The sequence below is a fragment of the Streptomyces sp. DH-12 genome (assembly GCF_002899455.1).
In the GTDB taxonomy this organism is placed as follows: Bacteria; Actinomycetota; Actinomycetes; order Streptomycetales; family Streptomycetaceae; genus Streptomyces.
The window spans coordinates 7023314-7043408 of the sequence record NZ_PPFB01000001.1 but is presented as its reverse complement, the minus strand read 5'-3'; the positions used below and the strand labels follow the sequence as shown (position 1 = coordinate 7043408).

The 20095-nt window shown below is 73.8% G+C and carries 22 protein-coding genes and 4 pseudogenes; 10 read left to right on the top strand and 16 right to left on the bottom strand.

Features of this window, described 5'->3' with window-relative positions:
- Positions 1-99 precede the first annotated feature (99 nt).
- On the top strand, positions 100-315 hold the full coding sequence (locus C1708_RS31005; protein WP_106415796.1) for a hypothetical protein: 216 nt from the start codon (positions 100-102) through the stop codon (positions 313-315).
- 200 nt (positions 316-515) lie between these two features.
- Here the strand turns inward: C1708_RS31005 and C1708_RS31000 are convergent, their stop codons facing one another.
- On the bottom strand, positions 516-1118 hold the full coding sequence (locus C1708_RS31000; RefSeq protein WP_106415795.1) for a DUF998 domain-containing protein: 603 nt from the start codon (positions 1116-1118) through the stop codon (positions 516-518).
- Positions 1119-1260: 142 nt separating this feature from the next.
- Between C1708_RS31000 and C1708_RS30995 the strand changes: the two genes are divergently transcribed.
- A complete protein-coding gene (locus tag C1708_RS30995; RefSeq protein ID WP_106415794.1) occupies positions 1261-1899 on the top strand; it encodes an HD domain-containing protein in 639 nt (212 codons plus the stop codon).
- Between the two features lie 42 nt (positions 1900-1941).
- On the opposite strand, the gene C1708_RS30990 is transcribed toward C1708_RS30995, so the two are convergent.
- The 3 genes and pseudogenes from C1708_RS30990 to C1708_RS35370 form a co-directional block, all read right to left on the bottom strand.
- Positions 1942-2478: a hypothetical protein gene (locus C1708_RS30990; RefSeq protein ID WP_106415793.1), complete on the bottom strand. Its 537-nt coding sequence runs from the start codon at positions 2476-2478 to the stop codon at positions 1942-1944.
- A 196-nt stretch (positions 2479-2674) separates the two neighbouring features.
- Positions 2675-4183 (bottom strand): sensor histidine kinase, encoded by a 1509-nt coding sequence (locus C1708_RS30985; RefSeq protein WP_106415792.1) that lies wholly within the window; start codon positions 4181-4183, stop codon positions 2675-2677.
- Positions 4173-4313, bottom strand: a pseudogene (locus C1708_RS35370) (helix-turn-helix domain-containing protein); the annotation flags it as partial. The pseudogene C1708_RS35370 and the gene C1708_RS30985, both read right to left, overlap by 11 nt.
- 17 nt (positions 4314-4330) lie before the next feature.
- On the opposite strand from C1708_RS35370, the gene C1708_RS34535 reads away from it, so the two are divergent.
- Entirely contained in the window at positions 4331-4486 is a 156-nt protein-coding gene (locus tag C1708_RS34535) for a hypothetical protein (RefSeq protein WP_198602656.1), read from the top strand.
- Positions 4487-4515: 29 nt separating this feature from the next.
- Positions 4516-4632, top strand: a pseudogene (locus C1708_RS36200) (DUF8817 family protein); the annotation flags it as partial.
- A gap of 96 nt (positions 4633-4728) precedes the next feature.
- On the opposite strand, the gene C1708_RS30975 reads toward C1708_RS36200, so the two are convergent.
- Positions 4729-5016 carry a hypothetical protein gene (locus C1708_RS30975; protein ID WP_106415791.1) on the bottom strand — a complete coding sequence of 96 codons (288 nt, stop codon included), beginning with the start codon at positions 5014-5016 and terminating at the stop codon, positions 4729-4731.
- Positions 5017-5028: 12 nt separating this feature from the next.
- Positions 5029-5301: pseudogene (locus tag C1708_RS30970) on the bottom strand (hemerythrin domain-containing protein); the annotation flags it as partial.
- A 173-nt stretch (positions 5302-5474) separates the two neighbouring features.
- Between C1708_RS30970 and C1708_RS30965 the strand changes: the two are divergent.
- Positions 5475-5870, top strand: a complete 396-nt coding sequence (locus C1708_RS30965) for a vitamin K epoxide reductase family protein (protein WP_241911366.1) — start codon at positions 5475-5477, stop codon at positions 5868-5870.
- Positions 5871-6027: 157 nt separating this feature from the next.
- Here C1708_RS30965 and C1708_RS30960 read toward each other — a convergent pair whose 3' ends face one another.
- From C1708_RS30960 to C1708_RS30910, 10 genes and pseudogenes are all read right to left on the bottom strand, one after another.
- The gene (locus C1708_RS30960; RefSeq protein ID WP_106415789.1) at positions 6028-6468 is read right to left on the bottom strand and encodes a pyridoxamine 5'-phosphate oxidase family protein; all 441 of its coding nucleotides are present in this window, start codon (positions 6466-6468) and stop codon (positions 6028-6030) included.
- Between the two features lie 515 nt (positions 6469-6983).
- Positions 6984-7856 (bottom strand): GvpL/GvpF family gas vesicle protein, encoded by an 873-nt coding sequence (locus C1708_RS30955; RefSeq protein WP_106415788.1) that lies wholly within the window; start codon positions 7854-7856, stop codon positions 6984-6986.
- Positions 7853-8167: a gas vesicle protein K gene (locus C1708_RS30950; RefSeq protein ID WP_106415787.1), complete on the bottom strand. Its 315-nt coding sequence runs from the start codon at positions 8165-8167 to the stop codon at positions 7853-7855. The genes C1708_RS30955 and C1708_RS30950 overlap by 4 nt, the downstream gene beginning before the upstream one ends.
- A 37-nt stretch (positions 8168-8204) precedes the next feature.
- Entirely contained in the window at positions 8205-9092 is an 888-nt protein-coding gene (locus tag C1708_RS30945; protein WP_241911365.1) for a gas vesicle protein, read from the bottom strand.
- A gap of 34 nt (positions 9093-9126) precedes the next feature.
- On the bottom strand, positions 9127-9690 hold the full coding sequence (locus C1708_RS35735) for a gas vesicle protein (protein WP_274543362.1): 564 nt from the start codon (positions 9688-9690) through the stop codon (positions 9127-9129).
- 344 nt (positions 9691-10034) lie between these two features.
- Positions 10035-10679: a CBS domain-containing protein gene (locus C1708_RS30935; RefSeq protein ID WP_106415784.1), complete on the bottom strand. Its 645-nt coding sequence runs from the start codon at positions 10677-10679 to the stop codon at positions 10035-10037.
- Positions 10680-11107: 428 nt separating this feature from the next.
- Positions 11108-11530, bottom strand: coding sequence for a pyridoxamine 5'-phosphate oxidase family protein (locus tag C1708_RS30925; RefSeq protein WP_106415783.1), 423 nt, complete (start codon positions 11528-11530; stop codon positions 11108-11110).
- 244 nt (positions 11531-11774) lie between these two features.
- Positions 11775-12259: pseudogene (locus C1708_RS30920) on the bottom strand (flavodoxin domain-containing protein).
- A gap of 34 nt (positions 12260-12293) precedes the next feature.
- Positions 12294-13265 carry a pirin family protein gene (locus tag C1708_RS30915; protein ID WP_106415782.1) on the bottom strand — a complete coding sequence of 324 codons (972 nt, stop codon included), beginning with the start codon at positions 13263-13265 and terminating at the stop codon, positions 12294-12296.
- 137 nt (positions 13266-13402) lie between these two features.
- A complete protein-coding gene (locus tag C1708_RS30910; protein ID WP_106415781.1) occupies positions 13403-14593 on the bottom strand; it encodes an MFS transporter in 1191 nt (396 codons plus the stop codon).
- A 99-nt stretch (positions 14594-14692) separates the two neighbouring features.
- Here C1708_RS30910 and C1708_RS30905 point away from each other — a divergent pair, with 99 nt between their 5' ends.
- The 5 genes from C1708_RS30905 (at position 14693) to C1708_RS30885 (ending at position 20030) form a co-directional block, all read left to right on the top strand.
- Positions 14693-15367, top strand: a complete 675-nt coding sequence (locus tag C1708_RS30905; protein WP_106415780.1) for a TetR/AcrR family transcriptional regulator — start codon at positions 14693-14695, stop codon at positions 15365-15367.
- A gap of 157 nt (positions 15368-15524) precedes the next feature.
- The gene (locus C1708_RS30900; protein ID WP_437079545.1) at positions 15525-17090 is read left to right on the top strand and encodes an MDR family MFS transporter; all 1566 of its coding nucleotides are present in this window, start codon (positions 15525-15527) and stop codon (positions 17088-17090) included.
- 189 nt (positions 17091-17279) lie between these two features.
- Positions 17280-17474, top strand: a complete 195-nt coding sequence (locus C1708_RS30895) for a hypothetical protein (RefSeq protein ID WP_106415778.1) — start codon at positions 17280-17282, stop codon at positions 17472-17474.
- Positions 17475-17627: 153 nt separating this feature from the next.
- Positions 17628-18650 carry a LacI family DNA-binding transcriptional regulator gene (locus tag C1708_RS30890; protein WP_106415777.1) on the top strand — a complete coding sequence of 341 codons (1023 nt, stop codon included), beginning with the start codon at positions 17628-17630 and terminating at the stop codon, positions 18648-18650.
- Between the two features lie 282 nt (positions 18651-18932).
- Complete coding sequence (locus tag C1708_RS30885) at positions 18933-20030, top strand: ABC transporter substrate-binding protein (protein WP_106415776.1); 1098 nt, start codon at positions 18933-18935, stop codon at positions 20028-20030.
- The last annotated feature ends 65 nt before the right edge of the window (positions 20031-20095 follow it).

Here is a 20095-nt window from a genome sequence, read left to right as displayed (position 1 = left end):
CCGGCAGGGTGGCCCCGGGCCGTATCGGGCACCCGTCCCCCGAGGGCGCCGGCCATCCCGGGCCGAGCGGCGCCTTCCCGAGCGAACAAGGAGCACGGCATGTCCACGGACTCGGTCGAGCGTTTCCTCACGGCCCTGGACCCGGAGCACCGGGAGGCCGTCAGCGCGAAACCCCACGAGGAGCAGCAGCGGCTCGCCGACGCCTGGGAGCGGGAGCTGGCGGGCGACACGGAGCTGGGCACGCTGGACGAGCTCTCCCCGCCGGCCGCGGAGGCCGAGGCGGCCCGCCGCGTCCTCCGCATCGAGGCGGGTTAGCGGTCCGCCCCCGCGACCCGGCGTCCGCCCGGCTCCGGGGTCCGCTCGAGCACCGACGCGGAGCACCCGCAGGGTCCGGCCGGCCCGGTCGAGCGGCTGGCCGCGTGCGGCACGGCCGTCCGTGACACCTGGTCGCGGGGCGGCCGGGACGTGGTGCGGTCGTCCGGGCCCGTGGGCGGCTCACGGTTCCTCCGAGACGGTCACGCGGACGGCGCACCGCGCCCCGCGCGGTGCCGGAGGCACGACAGGACGACGACGAAAGGCCACAGCGACTGCACGGCCGTCACCACGCGTTCGGCGACGCCCGCCATGCCGTGCCGGTCCATCTCGATCAGGAACCACACCGCTCCGGCGACCATCACCGCGGTCGCCGCGAAGGACGGCAGCGGCCGCAGCGCCCACGGCGTGCCGCTGCCGCCGCTCGCGGCGAGGACCGGCCACAGGGCGAGCAGCGTGAACCCGGCGGCCGCCACCGACCCGTGCCCCAGCGATCCTCCGCTGCTCGGCGTGGGGACCACCGCCACGGCCAGTGCGGCCACTCCCCCGCCGGCCAGCGCCACCCGTCCGGCCGCCGCGGCCGCCCGCAGTCCCCACGCGGTGAGCAGGTGGCAGACGCCCAGCGCGAGGAACGCCCCGGTCATCACCCAGGAGCCCGAGGCGCCGTAGGCCGCCAGGACACTGATCGTCTGCGTCACCGGATCGTAGGCGGACCCCTCCAGCGCCGCCGCGACCACCCACCCCGCGATCAGCAGCACCGGCGCGCACCCCGACGAGAGCAGCGCCCATCTGGGAACGAGCAGCATCGGATCACCATAAGCGGGCCGACGGCCCTCGGCTCCCCGTGTCCGTTTCCAAGGGGTCGTCGGCCCTCCGTGAGAGGGCGCGGGCGCCGGCGGAGGCGCAGGGTGGAAGTGTTCCGCACCGCCCGACCTCTTGGAGGCAGCCATGAGCGAGAAGATCGCCGGTGTCGCGATTCCCGACAGCGCGCCGGCGCGGGACGCCACCGAACTGATCCGCGACACGACCCCGCCGCTGATCTACCACCATTCTCGCCGGGTGTTCCTGTTCGGCAGCCTTCAGGCCGCGGCGCGCGGGCTGCACCCCGACCCCGAACTGCTGTACGTGGCCGCCCTGTTCCACGACACCGGGCTGGTGGAGCCGTACCGCTCCGACGACCAGCGGTTCGAGATGGACGGGGCCGACCAGGCCCGGGCGTTCCTGCTGCGTCACGGGCTGCCCGAGGGCGACGCCGGCACGGTGTGGACGGCCGTCGCCCTGCACACCACCCCGGAGGTGCCGTACGAGATGGCTCCCGAGATCGCGGCGACGACGGCGGGTGTGGAGACCGACGTGCTGGGCCTGCGCCTGGACGACCTCACCCGCGCGCACATCGACGAGGTCACCGCCGCGCACCCGCGCCCGGACTTCAAGCGTCAGATCCTCCAGGCGTTCGCCGACGGCTTCAGGCACCGGCCCGCCACCACCTTCGGCACGGTCAACGCCGACGTCCTGGAGCACTTCGTGCCGGGCTTCCGCCGTGTCGACTTCGTCGAGGCCGTCCAGAACTCGGCATGGCCCGAGTAGCCGGTCGCCGAGAGGCGGCGCCGCCCGCGGGGTTCCCTCCGGTCACCTGCCGTACGCCTCGCCGCGGGGCAGCGGCCCGACGTCGGGACGGCGGCCGGGGCGCAGGGCCGCATGGCGCTGACCGGGCCCGGGGCCGATGCTCCGCCGGGCGAGGACGTCGGCGACCGCTCCGGTGACGAAGGCGTAGACGGTCTTGTGCAGGACGTCGATGACGAGTTCCCGGCGGGGCCAGGTGGGCGGCGGGGCGCCGACACCGGTGGCGTTCTCGAGGATCTGGTCGTTGGTGAGGCGCACGACGGTGAACTTCGCCGAGGCGACCGGTCCGCGCAGTCCTGCCTGCGCCATGACCGAGCGCAGCACGCCGAGAAGGGCGGCCTGCCCGAAGTGCATGGCCCAGTTCACCGGCAGCGGCTGCTTGCCCGGGTGTTCGGGCAGGCCGGTCAGGCGTTGCAGGACCCGGGCGGGTACGTGGGAGTCGGGCCGTGCGGTGACGGCCTGCTCGAGCTTCTCGCCGAGGGTCATCACGACGCCTCCGGCGGTGCCGGCGATCAGTCCCTGCCACAGTGCGCGCTTGAACATGCCGTGCGGGTACCCACCGGACGGCGCCTCGACCCGGCCGGCTCGGCGTCTTCTCCCGGACTCCGCTCCGAGCGGCCGGCGGGCGGTGAGAAGGCCGGGTCCCGCCACGTCGAGCGGCCACCGCACTCGTCGTACGCGCGTCGACGGCGCCGCCCGCGAGGACGCCCCGGCGGGCGGATGGCCGCTGCCGGGCGCGTCAGCCCGCGTCCGCGTCCGGGTCCGGGGCGGGGGCCTGCGGCAGGCGCAGCTCGAAGCACGCTCCGAGGGTGCGCGGGGCGAGGGTGAGGGTGCCTCCGTGCCGCTGGGCCAGGTCACGGGCGATGGCGAGGCCCAGACCGGTTCCTCCCTGGTCGCGGGAGCGGGCGTCGTCCAGCCGGACGAAGCGTTCGAAGATCCGCTCGGCGTCCTCGGCCGGCACGCCCGGCCCGTCGTCGTGCACCGTCACGACGACCTGGTCGTCCTCGCTCCGGACGGTCACCTGGATGCGGTGGGCGGCGTGGCGGGCGGCGTTGTCGAGGAGGTTGCGCAGCAGCCGTTCGAGTTCGTCGCGAGTACCGCGGACGTACGCGGGGCCGGTGCTTTCGAGGGTGGGTTTCACCTTGCGTGCGGCGAGGGGGTGGTGCTCGGTCAGCTCGGAGGTGAGGGCGCTCAGGTCGACGGGCTCGGGGTCGGTCGTCGGGGCGCGGGTGTCGAGGCGGGCGAGCAGCAGCAGGTCCTCGGCGAGCCCCTGGAGGCGGCGGGTCTGCCGTGCGGCGGTCGTGGCGGTGGCGGGCCAGTCGGTGCGTTCCGGGTGGGCGAGGGCCACCTCCAGGCTGGTCAGCAGGGTGGTGAGCGGGCTGCGCAGCTCGTGGGCGGCGTCGGCGACGAACCGGCGCTGCTGGGCGGCGGCGTGATCGAGCCGTCGGAGCGTGGTGTTGATGGCGGTGGCGAGGGCGGTGATCTCGTGGGCGGTGGCGGGGACGGTGACACGTTCGCGCGGATCGGTGACCGAGGCGGTGAGGCGGCGGACGGCTTCGACGGGCCGGAGCGCGACGCGGACGGTGACGTAGGCGACGGCTCCGATGAGGACGAGGCCGGCGAGGCCGGCGCGCAGCAGCAGGTCGTCGATGGCTGCGGCCATGTCCTCGGCGGTGTCCGGGACCAGGACGACGTAGGCCCGCAGGGTGGCGTCGGGGCGGACGCCGAGCGCGGCGGCCTGTTCACGGCTCAGCTGTCCGGCCCGGATGTCGTCGTACAGGATCTCGTAGGTCCGGCCGGCCAGGTGAGGGACGTTGCCGCCGCCCGGGTCGTAGTCGGAGCGGTCCGGTATGCGGATGGGCTGGTACGCGTAGCCCCGTTCCGCGCCACCGTCCGGCATCGGAGTCGTGCGCGCGGCAGGGGCGGGCAGCACGTGTCCGGCACCCGGGTCGAAGTCGTCCATGCCCCCGCCGGCGGCCACGGCGGTGTGCCGGCCGGTCGCCACGACCTCGTACGGCACGGCGCGCCGCGGACTGGGGACGTGGCCCTTCTCGAGCTGGTCGACGAGGGCGAGGAGGTCGTCACGGGCCTTCTCATGCGCGACCGACAGACTCCGCCGGTAGACCTCCTGGTGCACCCACCAGCCGATGCCGGTCAGGACGACCGCGGCGGTCAGCGCCGCGGCGAGGGCCGCGCGGGCCCGTACCGAACGAGGCCACCAGCGGCTTCGTCCCCTGCTCGCGTTCACGGTCGTCCACCAATCGACAACCGGTGCCTCGTACGGTCTGCAGGGACTGCCGCCGGAACGCGGCGTCCACCTTTCGGCGGAGTGAACTGACGCGCACCTCCACCAAGTTGGGGTCGTAGGCCTCGTCGGGGGTTCGACCGGATCGTCGTGGTCCACGGCCGGGCGGGCAGCCACCTGACGGGCGACCCGCGGGAGCGGGCCAAGACCCGCACCCTGCGGCAGCACTTCCGGAAGCAGGCGACGACCCGCGTGAACGGGGCGCGCGTCGTCGTCTACGTCCGCGTCCGCGTCCGCGTCCGCTGACCGCCCTCGGCTTCGGCTTCGGCTTCGGCGTGACCTTCCGGCAGAGGAGCCCCACCCCCTGCGCCGTCGTCGAACGCGGCGGCATCCGACTGCCCTTCTTCGTCATGGGGCGGTACCAGCCGGCCGAGTCGTACAGCACGTGCATCATCCGCACCGCCGGCGTCGACGGGCTGCATCGGTCCTTCCGGACCGGGCTCAGGGCGGCGTCATGGCTGACAAGCCGGCCCGCGTCACGCGCGGGCTCAGCCGAGACCGCGGTGGGCGGCCCACAACGTCGCGGCGCGACTGGCCGCGTCGGCGACCAGAGCCGCCAGGGCCGGCTCGTCGGGGACCGGGAACGAGACGTACGCGCCCCGACCACCGCCGACCGGTCGGCCATAGGCCTTCACCGCGAGGTGACCGTCCGGGAGGAGCCGGACGTTGAGTGTGGTCAGCTGGAACTCCTGGCCACGCCGCGTGTCGGTCCAGCGAAGCGCCTGCGGGATCGTGACGTTGACGGCCAGAGCACTCACTTCGGGATCACTGCTCATGGACGGATGATCTCACGCGGGTCGGGCCCGGTGACAGGCCGAGCGAACGGTTCGGTCACGACGCGGTACGCGCCCCGACGACGTCGTCGGGAACACACCGTCCTGTTCCTTCAGGATGTGGTCGCGCAGCACTGCCGTCGCCGCCATCAGCCGGCCGGGCCAGGCCGGGTCGGCGGGCGCCGTGCCGTCGGCGGCCTCGGCCGGTGCCGACCCGGTGCGCCGGTGCTCGGCCTCCAGGGCAGCGATCCGGTCGGGGAGCCCCTCGGCCAGGGCGGGGAACAGGCCGTGTTCCTCCGGCGGCGCGTCGCGTCGGGCCCGGCCGCGAGGCCCGCGGGCCGGCCCGCGTCCCCCTCCGCCGCACGACGAGCCCCGTGAGCCGGGAACCCGCGCTCGCGCCCGACGACGCGACCACCGACCGCCGGCCCGCGGGGAGCGCGTGCCGGCGCACGGGCCGGGTGATGGTCCTCGCCGGGACCATCGGCTGGCACGCCTCCTTCCGGCTCACGGTCGACGACTGGCGGCTGCTGCGTAACCCCGCCCACCAGCCGTCCCGCGACATCAGCCCCGTCGTGAGCCGCGGCAGTGTCATGTCCAGCCCGCAGGGCAGCCTGTTCGGCTTCCCCGGCGTGCTCCTCGGCGCTCTCCGGGGCGCGCCGGCGGCTGTGGCTCGCGCCGGACGCCGGGGCGGCGGCGGGAGTCGTGTTCGTGCACTGGCCGGTGGGGCGGTCGCTCCACGAGCTGAACACGATCTGCGTACTGCGCGGCCGTCTGGGCCGTCACCGTCGCGCTCTTCCGGTACGTGCACCCGGACCGCATGGAACAGGGAGCCGTCAGGACTCCCCGGAGCGTGCTGACGGTCGTCCGGGACACGCACCGGCTGGTGCTCGCCGGCTGGTGCGGGGTGATTCCGCTGCTGGTCCTGACCCGCTTCTGAACTGATGCCCTTCCGGACGCTGGTCGGGGGTGTCTCCGGCACCGCGTGGTGCCCCGCCCCCCTGCGGCGGGGGCGGTTCAGGCGGTGAGGTCCACGCCGTACGGGGTGCGGCCGCCGACGAGTTCGCGGCCCGTGATCAGCTCGGGTTCGATGCGGACGAAGACCTCCTGCGGGGCGGGCACCCAGGAGACCGGGCCGGTGCGGGACAGGCGTCGGTGCTCGGCGGGGTCGGTCACCACCGTGGCCGCGCCCGTGACCACCACGCTCCAGCCGGACCGCCGGGCGGCGTCGACCTCGTCCGCCTCGAAGGCGACGACCGCGCCGTCGATCGCGCGGACCAGGTCCGAGCCCGCGGCGGTGCGCAGCAGGACGGCGTCGTCGGTGTCGAGGCCGAAGTTGACCGGCAGCACGGCGGGCAGGGCCCGGCGTGTGTAGACGATGCGGCCGAGGGGCGCCTTGGCCAGCAGCCGCAGGCACTCCTGCCGCGGGAGTGCGCGGAAACCGTCGTCGGGGTTCATGGGCCGGCCCGTCCTTCGCCTGGTGCAGCGGTACTGCGTCCGTCGATTCTGAGGCGGGCGGGGGGCCGGAGGTGAGGGCCATGGGTCCTGTCCGTGCCGGGAGAACGGCCCGGGTCACCCCGGCGGACGGCCCGGTGAGCGCCCGAGGGGGGCCGGGGCGCCCGGGACCGCGTCCCGGCCGTACGGGGTTCTGCACGTGACCCGGCCGGTCCTGCGCCGGGCTGAGGGCAGGGCGCGGCGGTCGTGCGGGGTGATCAGCACGGCGGTGCGGGACGCCGGTCAGGAGCGCCCGGGCGTGGCTGCTGTCGAAGCGCGCCGAGACGACCGCCGGGGCACGCCCGCCGAACTCCCGCCGGACTCCCGCCGAACTCCCTCCGACGAACGGCGAGGGACACCGGCCACGGCGGACCGGCCCGGCCCGCGGATCGCTCACCGCCTTCGGCCCGGAGCCGGGCGAGACCGTGGTGCAGGGGCGAGCCTCCGCGCCGAACGGGCGCCGGTGCGTCACGGAACGGTCACGGCCGGCCGCCCGGCGCCGGCGTGGAAGGGGCGTCCGGACGCAGCGAGGGCATCTCGCCGTCGCGCGGGCGGTGTTCGGCCTCGGTGAAGGAGTACGGCGGCCAGGGCCCGAGGAAGCGGATGCGGCAGGCGGGCTGAGCGGCCTGTGTCTCGCTCAGTACGGTGCCGACGGCGTCGATGTCCTCGTGCCGGACGAGCAGCGCGGCGGACAGGACGTGTGTCTCGTCGGCCGCCCGGTGGGCGGGGCCGCGGTCCCGGAAGTCCTCCGCGACCGACAGCAGACGGCGCCGGATCCGGGCGTGCAGCGTGTCGGCGAGTTCCCCGGCCGCGTTCCGGGCCTGCTGCTCGCGTTGTTTGGCCAGCAGTCTGAGCATCCCCGGCGAGCGTCCGCCGGGTTCCGCCCCACGGGTCCCCGGCACCGGGTCGCCGGCCGCGGCGGCCTGGCGTTCCAGGGTGATCTCCACGCGCAGTTCGCACCGGCCGGCCAGTTCCTCGAGCCGGCCGGTGAGGTGGGGTTCCTGGTCGGTGATCCAGTCCGTCAGCCGCTGTTCGGCGCCGCGTCCGGCGCCGGGACGGTCCTCGGACGGCGGCTCGCCGGCGACCAGGACGTTGAACGTCATCGGCAGGACGCTGCCGGTTCGTTCCCAGACGGTGGTGACCGCGCGGCTCTGCTCCGCCACCCAGCGGCGCACCTGCTCGTCACCGCCCTGGAAGGGCGCCGGCTCGGCATCGTGCACCAGCGCGGCGACGCCGGTGCCCGCGGCGCCGACCAGTCGCAAGGGGCGGCCGTCGAGGCCGGTGACGCCGTCGGCGGCGCCCGGCCGGTCGGGGACGAGCGCGTACACGTACAGGGCGGTCCCGTCGGTCATCCCTGTGCCTCCTCCGCCCAGCGCCGGGGGTTGATCAGTTTGTCCACGACGTCGTCGACCACCTCGTCCAGACCGCGGTGCAGGTCGGCCACCGAGGAGACGATGCCGTGGTCCTCCTTGATCTGTTCCATCGCCTCGTCCAGTTCCAGCAGGGCGTCCGCCAGCCGCTCGGCCTCCTCGGGGTTCAGGTCGCCGCCTTCGATGCGGCGCAGTGCCTGCCGGTCCAGCGCCTCCTGGATGACCTCCACCAAGGTGACCACGAGGGAGAGCACCCCGTGTTTCAGGCTTTTCTCGTCGACGGTCAACGGCATGCCGTCTTCCCACCCTTCCTGTGCTGTGCCGAGTTCGTCATCCGACGGCCGCCATGGGCGAGGCGGCGTTCAGCCGCTGTTCCCAGGCGTCCGGATCGTCCGCCGCGAGCCGCACCTCGCCGTCCGCGGCGGTGTCGACCGCCAGGACGCTGCCCTCGCCGGCGGGACCGTACCCGGGCAGCCGTCGTACCCCGGTGATGTCGGCCGTGGACAGCACCAGCGCCGGTCCGGAGTCCACGGGCGACTTCCAGACCAGCCGGTCGGCGGTCAGCCGTGCCTGTCCACCGCGCCACAACGGGCCCGCCCGGCGCGGTTCCCAGAACCACAGGTGCCCCTGGGCGAGCGGGGGCTCCTCGTCCGGGACGGGTCCGCGCGGGAGGGCGGGCGCCAGGCGTCCGGCGCAGGCCCGGGTGAGCAGGTCGTGCAGTTCCTCGGGCTCCCGGGCGGAGAGCAGTTCCCGCCCGCCGTCGGCCGACGTGACCTCCACGCGCAGACGTTCCTCGCCGCCGACGGTCCGCTCCGGCACCAGTCGCACGGCGCGCACCGCCGTCAGCTCCGTCTGCCAGAGGATCTCGCGCGGTTCGTCGCGCAGGACGACGAGACGCTGATCGGTGAGGTGGACGGTGCCGGGCCGCCACCCCTTGTAGACGTCCCCCGTCAGCAGGTGGCCGCCGCTCATCGTGCGGATGACGCCCTCGCCCTCCCGCAGTTCGAGGGCACGGCGCGTGACGGACCGCTCGGCCCAGGCGCGGGTGGCCTCGTCCCAGTGGCGCATCATGCCGTACTCGAGCATCGTCTCCATTCCCGCGACGGCGGCCCGGATCGAGACGCCGATCAGCGGGATGTCGGCCACTGCGACGATGAGGTCCAGGTGCAGGACCGCGCCCTTGTTCAGCAGGACCTCCACCAGGTCGTCCAGGGTCACCCGCGGATCCCGGGTGGGCCGCATCGGAGGCCGGTCAGCCATCACGCCGCTCCGGCTCCGCGGAGGAGGGCGTGCCGGCTTCGGCGGCCCCGTCCCCGTGGACGGCGGCGGGACGGTCCTCACCGGCCGTCAGGGCTTCCGGCGCCCGTCCGGTGTCCTCCGCCATCCGGGCCTGGGCGCTGCGCCAGCCGCACCAAGGGCACCACTCGTTCAGCAACTGCTCGACGGGGGCACGCTTGCCGCAGGCCGGGCAGGTCTCCTTCTCCTCGCGGGTCTGCCGCCACGCGGCGGTCTCCGTGTCCGTGCCGGAGGGGAACTCCAGACCGTAACGGGCGGCGGTCTCGAACGAGGCCAGCGCCGCACGCAGCCGGATCCCCAGCAGTTCGACCCCGGCCACCGACACCATGATGTCGGCATTGAGCACGAGCCCCTTGTCCAGCAGGGTCTCGACCACGTGCGCCAGGCTGCCGTCGCCGTCCCGCCGGGGCTGCATCGGAGCGACGCCGCCTCCCGGCAGCCCACCGGCGGCCGGGTACGGGGAAGCCCCGGACGGGCGCCCGCCGTCGCCCGGCGTCAACCTCTCGGGATAACTGGTCATTGCAAACGTTTAACCGCGCTCCCGCCCTTCACACCCCCGCCACAGGCGCGGCGGGACGGGCGGCCGCCGGACCCGGGTCGGCTGAGGCTGTCCGCGGATGCCCGTGCCGCGCGGATCGCGGACGGTTCATGGAGCCGGGGGGCGGGAGCCGAAGGCCTGCGCCGTGGGATGTCCAGGCCGTTGGACAGACGCGGCGGCGATCATGGAGCCTGCGCTTCAGGATCCGCTTCTTCGCAGGTCAACGCGTCCTTCTCCGCGGCTTCGAGGGTGCGTTCGGCAGCTCGGGCGGGGTTTTCCGCTGTGCTGACCAGCTGCCGGTCAGTCCGCCTCATGAAAGCGCGAGGCTAGCCCGGCCGGCCGACGAAGAGGTGGGCGTCCACGGCGACGACACCGTCGACGCCCTGGCACAGGCCCACGGTCACCGCAACGAGACGCGGTTCCGGGACGTGTCCCCGGAGGGTGACGACCCCGTCCTGGACCTCGACGGCGACGGTGCCCTCGTCCAGGCCGAGGATGCGCCCCAGGACGTCCTGCTCGACCTCGCCGCGGATCTCGGCGTCCGAGCGGATGAAGGCGTCGAGCAGGTCGCTGCGGGTGACGATGCCGGTGAGGAGTCCGTCGTCACCGACCACCGGCAGCTGCTTGACGTGCCGCCTGCGGAGCTCCCGCGCGGCCCGGGGGATCGTCCAGTCGGCGCGGGCGGTGAAGACGGGGCTGCTCATGAGCTCGCCCGCGGTCCGTGCCCGGGCCTTGCTCCAGGCGTGCTCGTCGGTCCCGTCCTGTCCCTGCGGATCAGGGGTGCCGGTCTCGTGCCGCAGCACGTCGGACGCGGACACGACGCCGACGAGGGCGCCGTCGTCGTCGACGACCGGTGCCGCGACGATGTCGTTCGCGTCCAGCAGGGCGGCCGTCTCCTGGAGGGGTGTGGTGGGGCGGAGGGTGACGACCTCCTCGGTCATCACGTCTCCGACCGTGCGGCGGTGCAGCATGACGTCGGTCTCCTCCGCATCGCGAGGGGGCGGCCGCGGTCGGACCGCCCGGGCGGACCACGTGCGGTGCGCCGACCCGTACACGCCGTCTTCCCCACCCATGACAACACCGCGCTGCTCAGGCGGCCAGTGACGTCCGGCCTGGCAGGGAGGGCCGACGGTCCCGGGCCGGGAGTGCTGCCTTCGCGCGAGACGCCGCCGGCGTCGGGCGGCCGGCGGGAGGGCCGGCTGCGGGCCGGCCAGGCGCTGCAGCGCGTGCTGCTCACGGCGGCCTCGCACGGGGTGCCGCACCTCGATGCTGCGTCAGGCGATGGAACGGACGGATCTGCGGGCGGCGACGGGCGGATCACGGCGGCGCCGCTGCCCGCAGGTGCTGATCCGGTTCGGCCGCGTCCCCGAGGGCGGCCGCACGCCGCACCGGGTGCGGCTCATCGCGTGGTGCGCGCGCCCGTGATCTCGCGTCCGGTGACCAGCTCGGACTCGATGCGCACGAAGACCCCGTCGCGTACGGGCGTCCAGGAACGCGGACCGGTCCGCGAGAGCCGTTCGTGCTCCGCGGCGTCGGTCACCACGGAGGCCCGGCCGGTGACGATCACGCTCCAGCCGGATCGGGTCGCCGCGGTGAACTCGTCCGCCTCGAAGGCGACCACGACACCGTCGACGGCACGGACGAGATCAGAGCCGGCCGAGGTGTGGAGCAGGACGGAAGCGTCCCCGTCCAGGGAGAAATCGACCGGGAGGACCGCGGGCAGCGCCTGCTGGGTGTACACGACCCGGCCGACCGGCACCTCGGCCAGCAGGCGGAGGCACTCCTGCCGGTCGAGGATGCGAAAGGCGTCGTTCTCGAGCATCAGGCCATCGTCGCTGTGGCCGCCCCGCGGTGAGGAGGGCCGGTCGGCCCCGCTTCCGTCCGCCGCCCGGCAGCGGACGCCCGCAGACGCCGTCGCCGAGGCTGACGACCGACCGGTTCACCGGCCCCACGTCGCCGAGCGCGCCCCGGCGCCCACGCCCCCGGCTCGTACGCGGTCGTGACCGTGCCCCCGGCACCCGGTCTCCCGGTGCCGGGGGCACGGCGGGCCGTACCGCGGCGCCTCTTCACCGGTGCGACACGGCACCGGGTTCCCTCGCCACGCCCGCCACCCGGTTCCCGATCGCGGCGAAGTCGCGGAAGTCGCCGCCTTCGCCGCCGCGGAGGATCACGCGGGCGATCCGGCCTTCGGCGCCTTCGGCGAGGCAACCGCCGAACGTGACGTGCGCGCGCACGTCCAGTCCGGCCATGGCCCTCCTGACGCCCGGTACCGGCGGGACGTCCCGCTCCGAGGCCGTCGGGTCGAGCGGCCCGGAGCTGAGGAACCACACCGGCCGTTCCGCCCACGCGCCGCGGTGCCGCCGTACGAAGCGCCGGGCGCCTCGTGCCGGCGTCCGGCGTACAGCGCGCCGCCGACCACCACGGCCCCGTAGGAGGCGCAGACACCCGTACCCCGGGAATCGCGGACAGCTTCAGAGGTGCCTGATGCGCAGGAGCCGGAGGCCTGCGCCGTGGGGTGCCCACACCGCCGGACAGGCGTGGCAGCGATCACGGGACCCGCGGCTCAGGACCCGTGCTCTCGCAGATCAGCGCACCCTCCCCCGCGGCTTCAAGGGCGCGTTCGGCAGCTCCGGCGCGGGCAGTGGGGCCCCGTCGTACCCCCGCACCTCGCCGAAACGTGCCCCCTTCGTCCAGTCCTCGTGAGCCTTCACGATCTCGTCGTGCGACCGGCCGATGAAGTTCCACCACATGACGATCTCCTCGCCGAAGGGCGGGCCGCCGAGGAGGATCAGGCGGGCCGGGGCGGATCCCCGGTTGGTGAGGGTGAGGGTGGTGCGGCCCGGGGCCGTGTACCCCAGGGCGGCCCGTTCCACCGGCGTGTCCTCGACGAGGACGTCGCCCGTGTCGACGAGCACCCCGTGCTCGTGGGCGGGGTCGACGTCCAGCACCAGCCTCGCGCCCGGGGACACGGTGAGTTCCGCGCCCAGCAGCGGGGTGAAGGTGCGGACCGGGGAGGCGGCGCCCGCGAGCGTGCCGAGGAAGACGCGGGCCTCGCCGCCGTTCAGGGTGACCGGGTGCGGGACGTGGTGCTGGAAGTCCTTCCCGGTGTCACGGTGTTCGTCGGGGAGCGCCACCCACAGCTGGACGCCGTGCAGGGTCGTGGTGTCCGGCGTCGAGACCTCCGAGTGGGCGATGCCGTGACCGCCGGTCATCAGGTTCAGCTCGCCGGGCCGGACGAAGGCGTGACTGCCCAGGCTGTCGCGGTGCTCGATCTCCCCGCTGAACAGCCAGCTGACCGTCTGCAGGCCGGTGTGCGGATGCGGGGGGACGTTCATGCCGCCGGCGCCGGCGACGTCGTCGGGGCCGTAGTGGTCGGCGAAGCACCAGGCGCCGATGAGCGACCGGGCGCGCTGCGGCAGGGTGCGCCGCACCCGCATCGCGCGCGGGCCGCCGAGCGGCACGTCGCGGGCCGTGAGGATCTCGACCTCCGCCGGGCGGCCGGCCTCGCTCTCGCCGCCGCACCTCATCTGCACGGGGCGTGTCTCCGTGTTGCTCATGCCGGGTGCCTCCCACCGAGGACGTTCGACCTTCAAGGAAGTTCGATATTCAACATTCCCTGCACCGATGACTATAGGACGCCGGGCGCGACCATGCCCGCGGAAGGGATCCGAAGGCCGGGAACGCCCGACCCCGCTCACGTCCCGGCCGGCACCGGCCTGCGCAGCAGGTGGCCCGCGGCCGTGATCACCAGCGCCGCCATGCAGGCGATGAACACGAGCCCCGCGTCCTCCAGGCCCAGCGGCTCCGTCAGCAGGCCCACCCCGACGACCGGCACCGAGATGCCGGTGTACGCGACGACGAACAGCGACGAGAGCACCGCCGCCCTCCGGTCCGGCGGGGACGCCCGGCCCACCGCGGTCAGTGCCCCGCGGAACGCCAGACCCTGGCCGACGCCGCCGACGAGCGCGCTCGACACCACCAGTGCCAGCAGGTCCCAGTGCAGGGCGCCCGCCAGCAGGGCGAGGCCCGCGAGCAGACCGGCGCAGCCCAGGGGCAGGGACCGGCGCACCCCCACCCGGCCGACCGCCGTCTGTCCGGCGATCGACGCGAAGAAGGCCGCCGCGACGACCGCCCCGCTCACCGCGTGGTCGGTGACGTCGAGGGACTGCGCGAGGAACGCGGGGCTGACGGAGGTGAACACCCCGGACAGCGCGAAGCCCACGAACACGGCCGTCGCCGCCGGCCCGAACACCGTCCGCACCTGCGCGGGGACGCCGGGGCGCCGCGGCCGTACCGTGCCCAGCGGGCGAAGGTCCCGTACGGTCTCCGGCAGCCCCAGGAGCACCGCCGCCGAAGCGGCCACCAGGGCCAGGTGGACGGCGTACGGCAGGCGGAGCGGCCAGGTGGCGTACTCGGCGAGGAGTCCGGCGAGCAGGGGGCCGCAGCCGAGACCGCCCATGGTGGCGGCCGTCGCGACGAACGTGGCGCGGGAGGCGCCGCCGGGCGGAGCCGACTCCATGACGTAGGCTGTGGCGGCTCCGGTGAACAGGCCGGCCGACAGGCCCGACAGGAGCCGCCCGGCGTACAGCCAGGCGATGTCGGCGGCCAGCAGGAAACAGCCGGCGCTCGCGGTCGCACAGGCGAGGCCCCACAACAGGACCGGGCGTCTGCCGACGGCGTCGGAGGCGTTGCCCGCGAGCAGCAGGGCGCCGATGACCGCGAAGGCGTACACCGCGTACACGACGGTGACCGTCAGCTCGGAGAAGCCGAACTCCTGCTGGTAGAGGGGGTACAGCGGGGTCGGGAGCGTGGTGCCGGTCATGCACACCGCGAACACGGCGCCGCCGAGCAGGCACACGCGCCATCCGAGCCGGTCACCGGTCATGCCCCGACGCTAGTCGCGGAGCGGCCGGACGCCCGCCTCAGTCCGCCACCGGCGTGACCTCCCGTATATAATTTTGCATGTCATGCACTTTTTCATAGTATGCACATCATGACGGGGAAGAACACCGCGGGCGGCGGTCTGCGGGAGCGCAAGAAGCGCGCCACACGCGCCGCGCTCGCGGAGGCGGCGGTGCGGCTGGCCGCCGAGAAGGGTGCGGACCAGGTGACGGTCGAGGCGATCAGCGCCGCGGCCGGCGTGTCCGTCCGGACCTTCTTCAACTATTTCGACTCGCGCGACGACGCCTTCGTCGTCGTGGACGCGGACGCCGGCGAGCGGGTGCGGCGGTCGTTCCTCGCCGCACCGCCCGGACTCCCGCCGCTGGAGGCGCTGCGCGAGGCGCTCGCCGCGGAGCTGAGGGAGGCGGAGCGACAGCACGAGCTGTGGAGTCTGCACCTCCGGGTGCTGCATTCCGCCCCGCACCTCCTCGTGCGGAACCTCGGCGCGCAGATGGCCGACGAGTCGGGGCTGGCCGAGGCGATCGCCCGGCGGATCCGCGCCGGGGACGACCCTGACACCGCCGCCGTCCCGCCCGGGGACGACGCGGACCGTGCCGCTCCCGGGCTGTACCCGCGGCTGCTCGCCGCGGTCGCCGGGACGGCGGTGCGGGTGAGCGTGCAGCACTGGTGCGAACGGCCGGACGAGCTGTCGTTCGCCGACGTGTTCCGCGAGGCGTTCGACCTCCTCGCCGCCGGACTGCCGGCCCCGGCCCGGTAGGCGCCGGCCCCTTCCAGGGCGCCGGGTCTCACGACACACCGGCCCCTGCCCCCCACTTCCGCCCCTTCGAGGGCGTGATCCCGCCTTTTCCCACCGATCCGTGAGAGAGACCACTGTGACCGCAACCCAGGCGCCGGACGCGGCGTCACCCACCGCCATGACCAACCGGCAGATACTCCAGGCCATGTCCGGGCTCATGGCCGGCATGTTCGTGGCGATCCTGGCGGGCACCGTCGTGGCCAACGCGCTGCCGACGATCATCGCCGACCTGGGGGCGAGCCAGTCCTCCTACACCTGGGTCGTCACCTCGGAGCTGCTGGCCATGACGGCGACCGTGCCGCTCTGGGGCAAGCTGTCCGACCTGTTCGACAAGAAGCTGCTGCTCCAGCTGTCGCTGGCCATGTTCGTCGTGGGCTCGCTGCTGGCGGGCTTCTCCAACGGTGTCGAGCTGCTCATCTTCAGCCGTGTGGTGCAGGGCATCGGCGCGGGCGGTCTGACCGCGCTCGCCCAGGTCGTCATGGCGGCCGTCATCCCGCCCCGCCGGCTCGGCAAGTACGCCGGCATCTTCGGCGCCGTGTTCGCCGTGGGCACCGTCGCCGGACCGCTGATCGGCGGCGTGCTGGTGGACACCTCCTGGCTGGGCTGGCGCTGGTGCTTCTTCATCGGCGTGCCGTTCGCGCTGCTCGCCATCGCGCTGCTGCAGCGCACCCTGCGCCTGCCGCAGACCCGGCGCGAGGCGAAGATCGACTTCCTGGGCGCCTTCCTCATCGTCGCGGGCGTCTGCGCCCTGCTGATCTGGGTGAGCATGGCGGGCAACGAGTTCGACTGGGCCTCCTGGCAGACCGCCGCGCTCACCGGCGCCGGTGTCCTGCTGCTGGTCGCCGCGGTGTTCGTCGAGGCACGGACGCCCGAGCCGGTCATCCCGCTGGACATCTTCCGCAACCGCACCGTCACCCTCACCACGGTCGCGAGCCTGCTGGTCGGCGTCGCCATGTTCGGCGGCACGGTGTTCCTCTCGCAGTACTTCCAGGTGTCCCTCGGCAAGTCGCCCACCGTGGCCGGGCTGATGAGCCTGCCGATGATCCTCGGTCTGCTGGTCTCGTCGACCGTCGCCGGTCAGGTCATCAGCAGGACCGGCGTGTGGAAGCGCTACCTGGTGGCGGGCGCGGTCTTCATGACCGTCGGCCTCGGCCTGCTGGCCACCATCGACGCGGACACCTCCTTCACCCTGCTCAGCGTCTACATGGCGGTGCTCGGCGTCGGCGTCGGCATGCTGATGCAGAACCTGGTGCTGGCCGCCCAGAACGACGTGCCGGCCAGCGAGCTGGGCGCCGCGACCTCCGTGCTGTCCTTCTTCCGCAGCATGGGCGGCACCATCGGCACCAGCGTCCTGGGCGCCATCCTCGCCAACCGGGTCGCGTCCGAGATGACCAAGGGCCTGGACGCCGCGGGCCTCCCCTCGGGCGGCGACGGCGGCGGCAGCGGGGAGGGCAGCGTCCCCGACATGTCCACCCTGCCCGAGCCGCTGCGGCAGATCGTCGAGCACGCCTACGGCGTCGCCACCGCCGACCTGTTCCTCATCGCCACGCCGTGCGCGCTGCTGGCGCTGCTCACCGTGGTCTTCATCAAGGAGAAGCCGCTGAAGACGACCAGCGGTATGGAGCGCCTCGCCGAGGAGGCCGGCGCCGCGGCGGGCACGGACAAGACCGTCGCCGGGAGCTGATCCCCTCAGCGCACACGCGAGCGCCCCGCGGCCTGCACGGCTGCGGGGCGCTCGCCCCGTGCGGGACAGAATCCCTCACCGGCCGCCGAGGCCCGTCGTCGCCACCGGCCTCGCGATGGGGCGCCGGGAGAGGACGGGCACCAGCACCCGGGGCAGTGCGGCGAGCGCCGAGGACGCCGTCGTCCGGGCGTGGTCGACGCGTGGGCGTCCTTCGCCGCGGCGCCGCCGGCCTGCGGGGTCGTCAGCGCCGGGCCGGAGGCGGACGCGAACGGCCGCAGGAAGTCGTTCCACGCCCCGACGAACGCGAAGACCGGCACCGCGGCGAGCGTCGGACGCGACAGCGGCAGCATCACCGGCCCGCGGCCCGCGGCCCGCGGCCCGTGAGAGGCTGCAGGACCGCCCGGAGCCTTGTCAGCGGCCGGTCACGGCGTATATAACGTTGTAAAACTGGAGCCCGGCGGCTCGGCACACGACTCACGGTGACGGCTCCGCATCCGCACCGGCCCACCGGGTCGGGCCGCTCACGAAGGGATTGCCGTGCGGGTCAGCCTCAAGGACGTCGCCGCGCACGCGGGGGTCTCCATCAAGACCGTCTCAAACGTGGTGAACAACTACCAGCACGTCACACCGGCCATGCGCGAGCGGGTCCAGCGCTCCATCGACGCGCTCGGCTACCGGCCCAACCTCGCCGCCCGGCACCTGCGCAAGGGCCGTACGGGCATCATCGCGCTCGCGCTGCCCGAGCTCGGCAACCCGTACTTCGCCGAGCTGACCGCCTCCGTCATCGACGCGGCCTCCCGGCACGACTACATCGTGCTGCTCGACCACACCGGCGGCTCGCGCGACCAGGAACTGCTGGTGAGCCAGGGCTTCCGGGCCCGCGTCATCGACGGGCTGATCCTCAGCCCCATCGAGCTGGAGGCCGAGGACCTGCGCGACCGCGACCAGGACGTGCCGCTGGTGCTGCTCGGCGAGCGGGACTACGACCTGCCGTACGACCACATCGCCATCGACAACGTGGCCGCCGCCCGTGACGCCGTGCGGCACCTGATCGGGCTGGGACGCCGGGAGGTGGCGTTCATCGGGGCGCGGCGCGACCGCAGCGAGCCCGCCCAGCTCCGCGTCCGCGGCTGGCGCGAGGAGCTGACGGCGGCGGGGTTGCCGGCCGACGAGGGGCTGGTCGCCGCCACCGACGGCTGGGGGCACGCCGACGGAGCGCGGGCGATGCGGCACATCCTCGACAGCGGCCGACGGCCGGACGCGGTGTTCGCCTACAACGACCCGATGGCGATCGGCGCGATGCGGGTGCTGCACGAGCGGGGGCTGCGGGTCCCCGAGGACATCGCCGTGGTCGGTTTCGACGACGTGATCGAGGGCCGGTTCGGCGCGGTGACCCTCACCTCGGTGTCACCGGACAAGGCCGCGATCGGCCGCCTCGCGGTGGAGTCGGTGCTGGCCCGGCTGGGCAGCGACGCACCGCAGCCGCGCCGCATCTGGGCGGACTACCGACTCGTCGAGCGGGAGAGCACGCTGGGGCGTCCGGGGGCGGCCGCCTCCTGACGGCGCGGGTGCGCCGTCAGGCGCCGGATGCCGTCGACCGAGCTTCCCGGCGACGCCCTCGAGACGCCGTCACCGTACGCGTGTGCCGTCAGGCTCGCCCCGACGCGCCCGCCGGCGCCTCCCCTTCCGACCTTGTGCGCGAGGGGTTTACAGCCCTCTTTCAACGATGTAAAACCTCCTTGTCGGCGCACCGGACGCCGTTGTGCACAGGGGGAGCAGCTCCACCATGCGCGCTCTTCGGCTCCCCAGTTCCCTTTCAGCGTCACCCGGATCGGGGTCACCATGCAGCGCACCACTCACCGTCGTTCCCTCCCCCTCGCCCGTCCCGTGATCGTGGCCGTGGCCGCCGCCGTGGCCCTCACCGCGACGTCCTGCGCCAAGTCGGAGGACGACGCGGCGGACGGCAAGAAGTCCGCGGCCGCCGCCGACGCCGGCCAGAAGGCGGCCGAGCCGAAGCCGGGCAGCAAGACCTGCACCATCGACGCCTACGGCGGCAAGAAGATCGATCTGGAGGACGCCACGGTCGGCTTCTCCCAGTCGGAGAAGGAGGCCAACCCCTTCCGCATCGCCGAGACGCGGTCCATTGAGGACGAGGCGGCCAAAAGGGGTGTCGAACTGCTCACGGCCAACGCCCAGTCGCAGTTCTCCAAGCAGATCAGCGATGTGCAGGACCTGCTCGCCAGGGGCGCCGACCTGCTGGTGATCGCCCCGCTGAACTCGGACGGCTGGGACCCGGTGCTGCAGGCCGCCGCCGCGAAGAAGGTCCCGATCGTCACCATCGACCGCAAGATCAACGCGACCGCCTGCAAGGACTACGTGTCCTTCATCGCCTCGGACTTCGTCGAGCAGGGCCGCCGTGCCGCCGACCAGATGATCGAGGCCACCGGCGGCACGGGCGAGGTCGCCATCCTGCTGGGCTCGGCGGGCAACAACGTCACCACCGAGCGCACCGAGGGCTTCAAGGAGCGGGTCGCCGAGAAGGCGCCCGGTCTGAAGGTGGTGTTCGAGCAGACCGGTGACTTCACCCGTGAGAAGGGCCAGCAGGTCACCGAGCAGCTCATCCAGTCCAAGCCCGGCATCAAGGGCATCTACGCGGAGAACGACGAGATGGGCCTGGGCGCGGTGGCCGCGCTCAAGGGCGCGGGCAAGAAGCCCGGCGACATCAAGATCGTCACGGTGGACGGCACCCGCAACGCCGTCCAGGGCGTCGTGGACGGCTGGATCAGCGGGGTCGTCGAGTCCAACCCGCGGTTCGGCCCGCTGGCCTTCCAGACGCTCGACGACTTCACGCAGGGCAAGGAAGTCCCCCAGGACATCATCATCCAGGACGGCGCCTACGACGGCGACAACGCCGAGCGGGACCTCGGCAAGGCCTACTGATCCCGTCACGAGGGCCCGCGCACCGGGCCCCCCGTCCGTCCGTCACCCCTTCCCCTCCTGGAGGC

Excerpts from the sequence above, each read along its gene's own strand:
- C1708_RS30935 (WP_106415784.1), bottom strand. The coding sequence starts at position 10,679 with ATGCTGCACCGCCGCACGGTCGGAGACGTGATGACCGAGGAGGTCGTC.
- C1708_RS30960 (WP_106415789.1), bottom strand. The coding sequence starts at position 6,468 with ATGAACCCCGACGACGGTTTCCGCGCACTCCCGCGGCAGGAGTGCCTG.
- C1708_RS30995 (WP_106415794.1), top strand. The coding sequence starts at position 1,261 with ATGAGCGAGAAGATCGCCGGTGTCGCGATTCCCGACAGCGCGCCGGCG.
- C1708_RS30965 (WP_241911366.1), top strand. The coding sequence starts at position 5,475 with ATGGTCCTCGCCGGGACCATCGGCTGGCACGCCTCCTTCCGGCTCACG.
- C1708_RS30925 (WP_106415783.1), bottom strand. The coding sequence starts at position 11,530 with ATGCTCGAGAACGACGCCTTTCGCATCCTCGACCGGCAGGAGTGCCTC.
- C1708_RS35735 (WP_274543362.1), bottom strand. The coding sequence starts at position 9,690 with ATGACCAGTTATCCCGAGAGGTTGACGCCGGGCGACGGCGGGCGCCCG.
- C1708_RS30975 (WP_106415791.1), bottom strand. The coding sequence starts at position 5,016 with ATGAGCAGTGATCCCGAAGTGAGTGCTCTGGCCGTCAACGTCACGATC.
- C1708_RS30950 (WP_106415787.1), bottom strand. The coding sequence starts at position 8,167 with ATGCCGTTGACCGTCGACGAGAAAAGCCTGAAACACGGGGTGCTCTCC.
- C1708_RS30885 (WP_106415776.1), top strand. The coding sequence starts at position 18,933 with ATGCAGCGCACCACTCACCGTCGTTCCCTCCCCCTCGCCCGTCCCGTG.
- C1708_RS30910 (WP_106415781.1), bottom strand. The coding sequence starts at position 14,593 with ATGACCGGTGACCGGCTCGGATGGCGCGTGTGCCTGCTCGGCGGCGCC.
- C1708_RS30900 (WP_437079545.1), top strand. The coding sequence starts at position 15,525 with ATGACCAACCGGCAGATACTCCAGGCCATGTCCGGGCTCATGGCCGGC.
- C1708_RS30990 (WP_106415793.1), bottom strand. The coding sequence starts at position 2,478 with ATGTTCAAGCGCGCACTGTGGCAGGGACTGATCGCCGGCACCGCCGGA.
- C1708_RS31000 (WP_106415795.1), bottom strand. The coding sequence starts at position 1,118 with ATGCTGCTCGTTCCCAGATGGGCGCTGCTCTCGTCGGGGTGCGCGCCG.
- C1708_RS30955 (WP_106415788.1), bottom strand. The coding sequence starts at position 7,856 with ATGACCGACGGGACCGCCCTGTACGTGTACGCGCTCGTCCCCGACCGG.
- C1708_RS30915 (WP_106415782.1), bottom strand. The coding sequence starts at position 13,265 with ATGAGCAACACGGAGACACGCCCCGTGCAGATGAGGTGCGGCGGCGAG.
- C1708_RS30905 (WP_106415780.1), top strand. The coding sequence starts at position 14,693 with ATGCACATCATGACGGGGAAGAACACCGCGGGCGGCGGTCTGCGGGAG.
- C1708_RS31005 (WP_106415796.1), top strand. The coding sequence starts at position 100 with ATGTCCACGGACTCGGTCGAGCGTTTCCTCACGGCCCTGGACCCGGAG.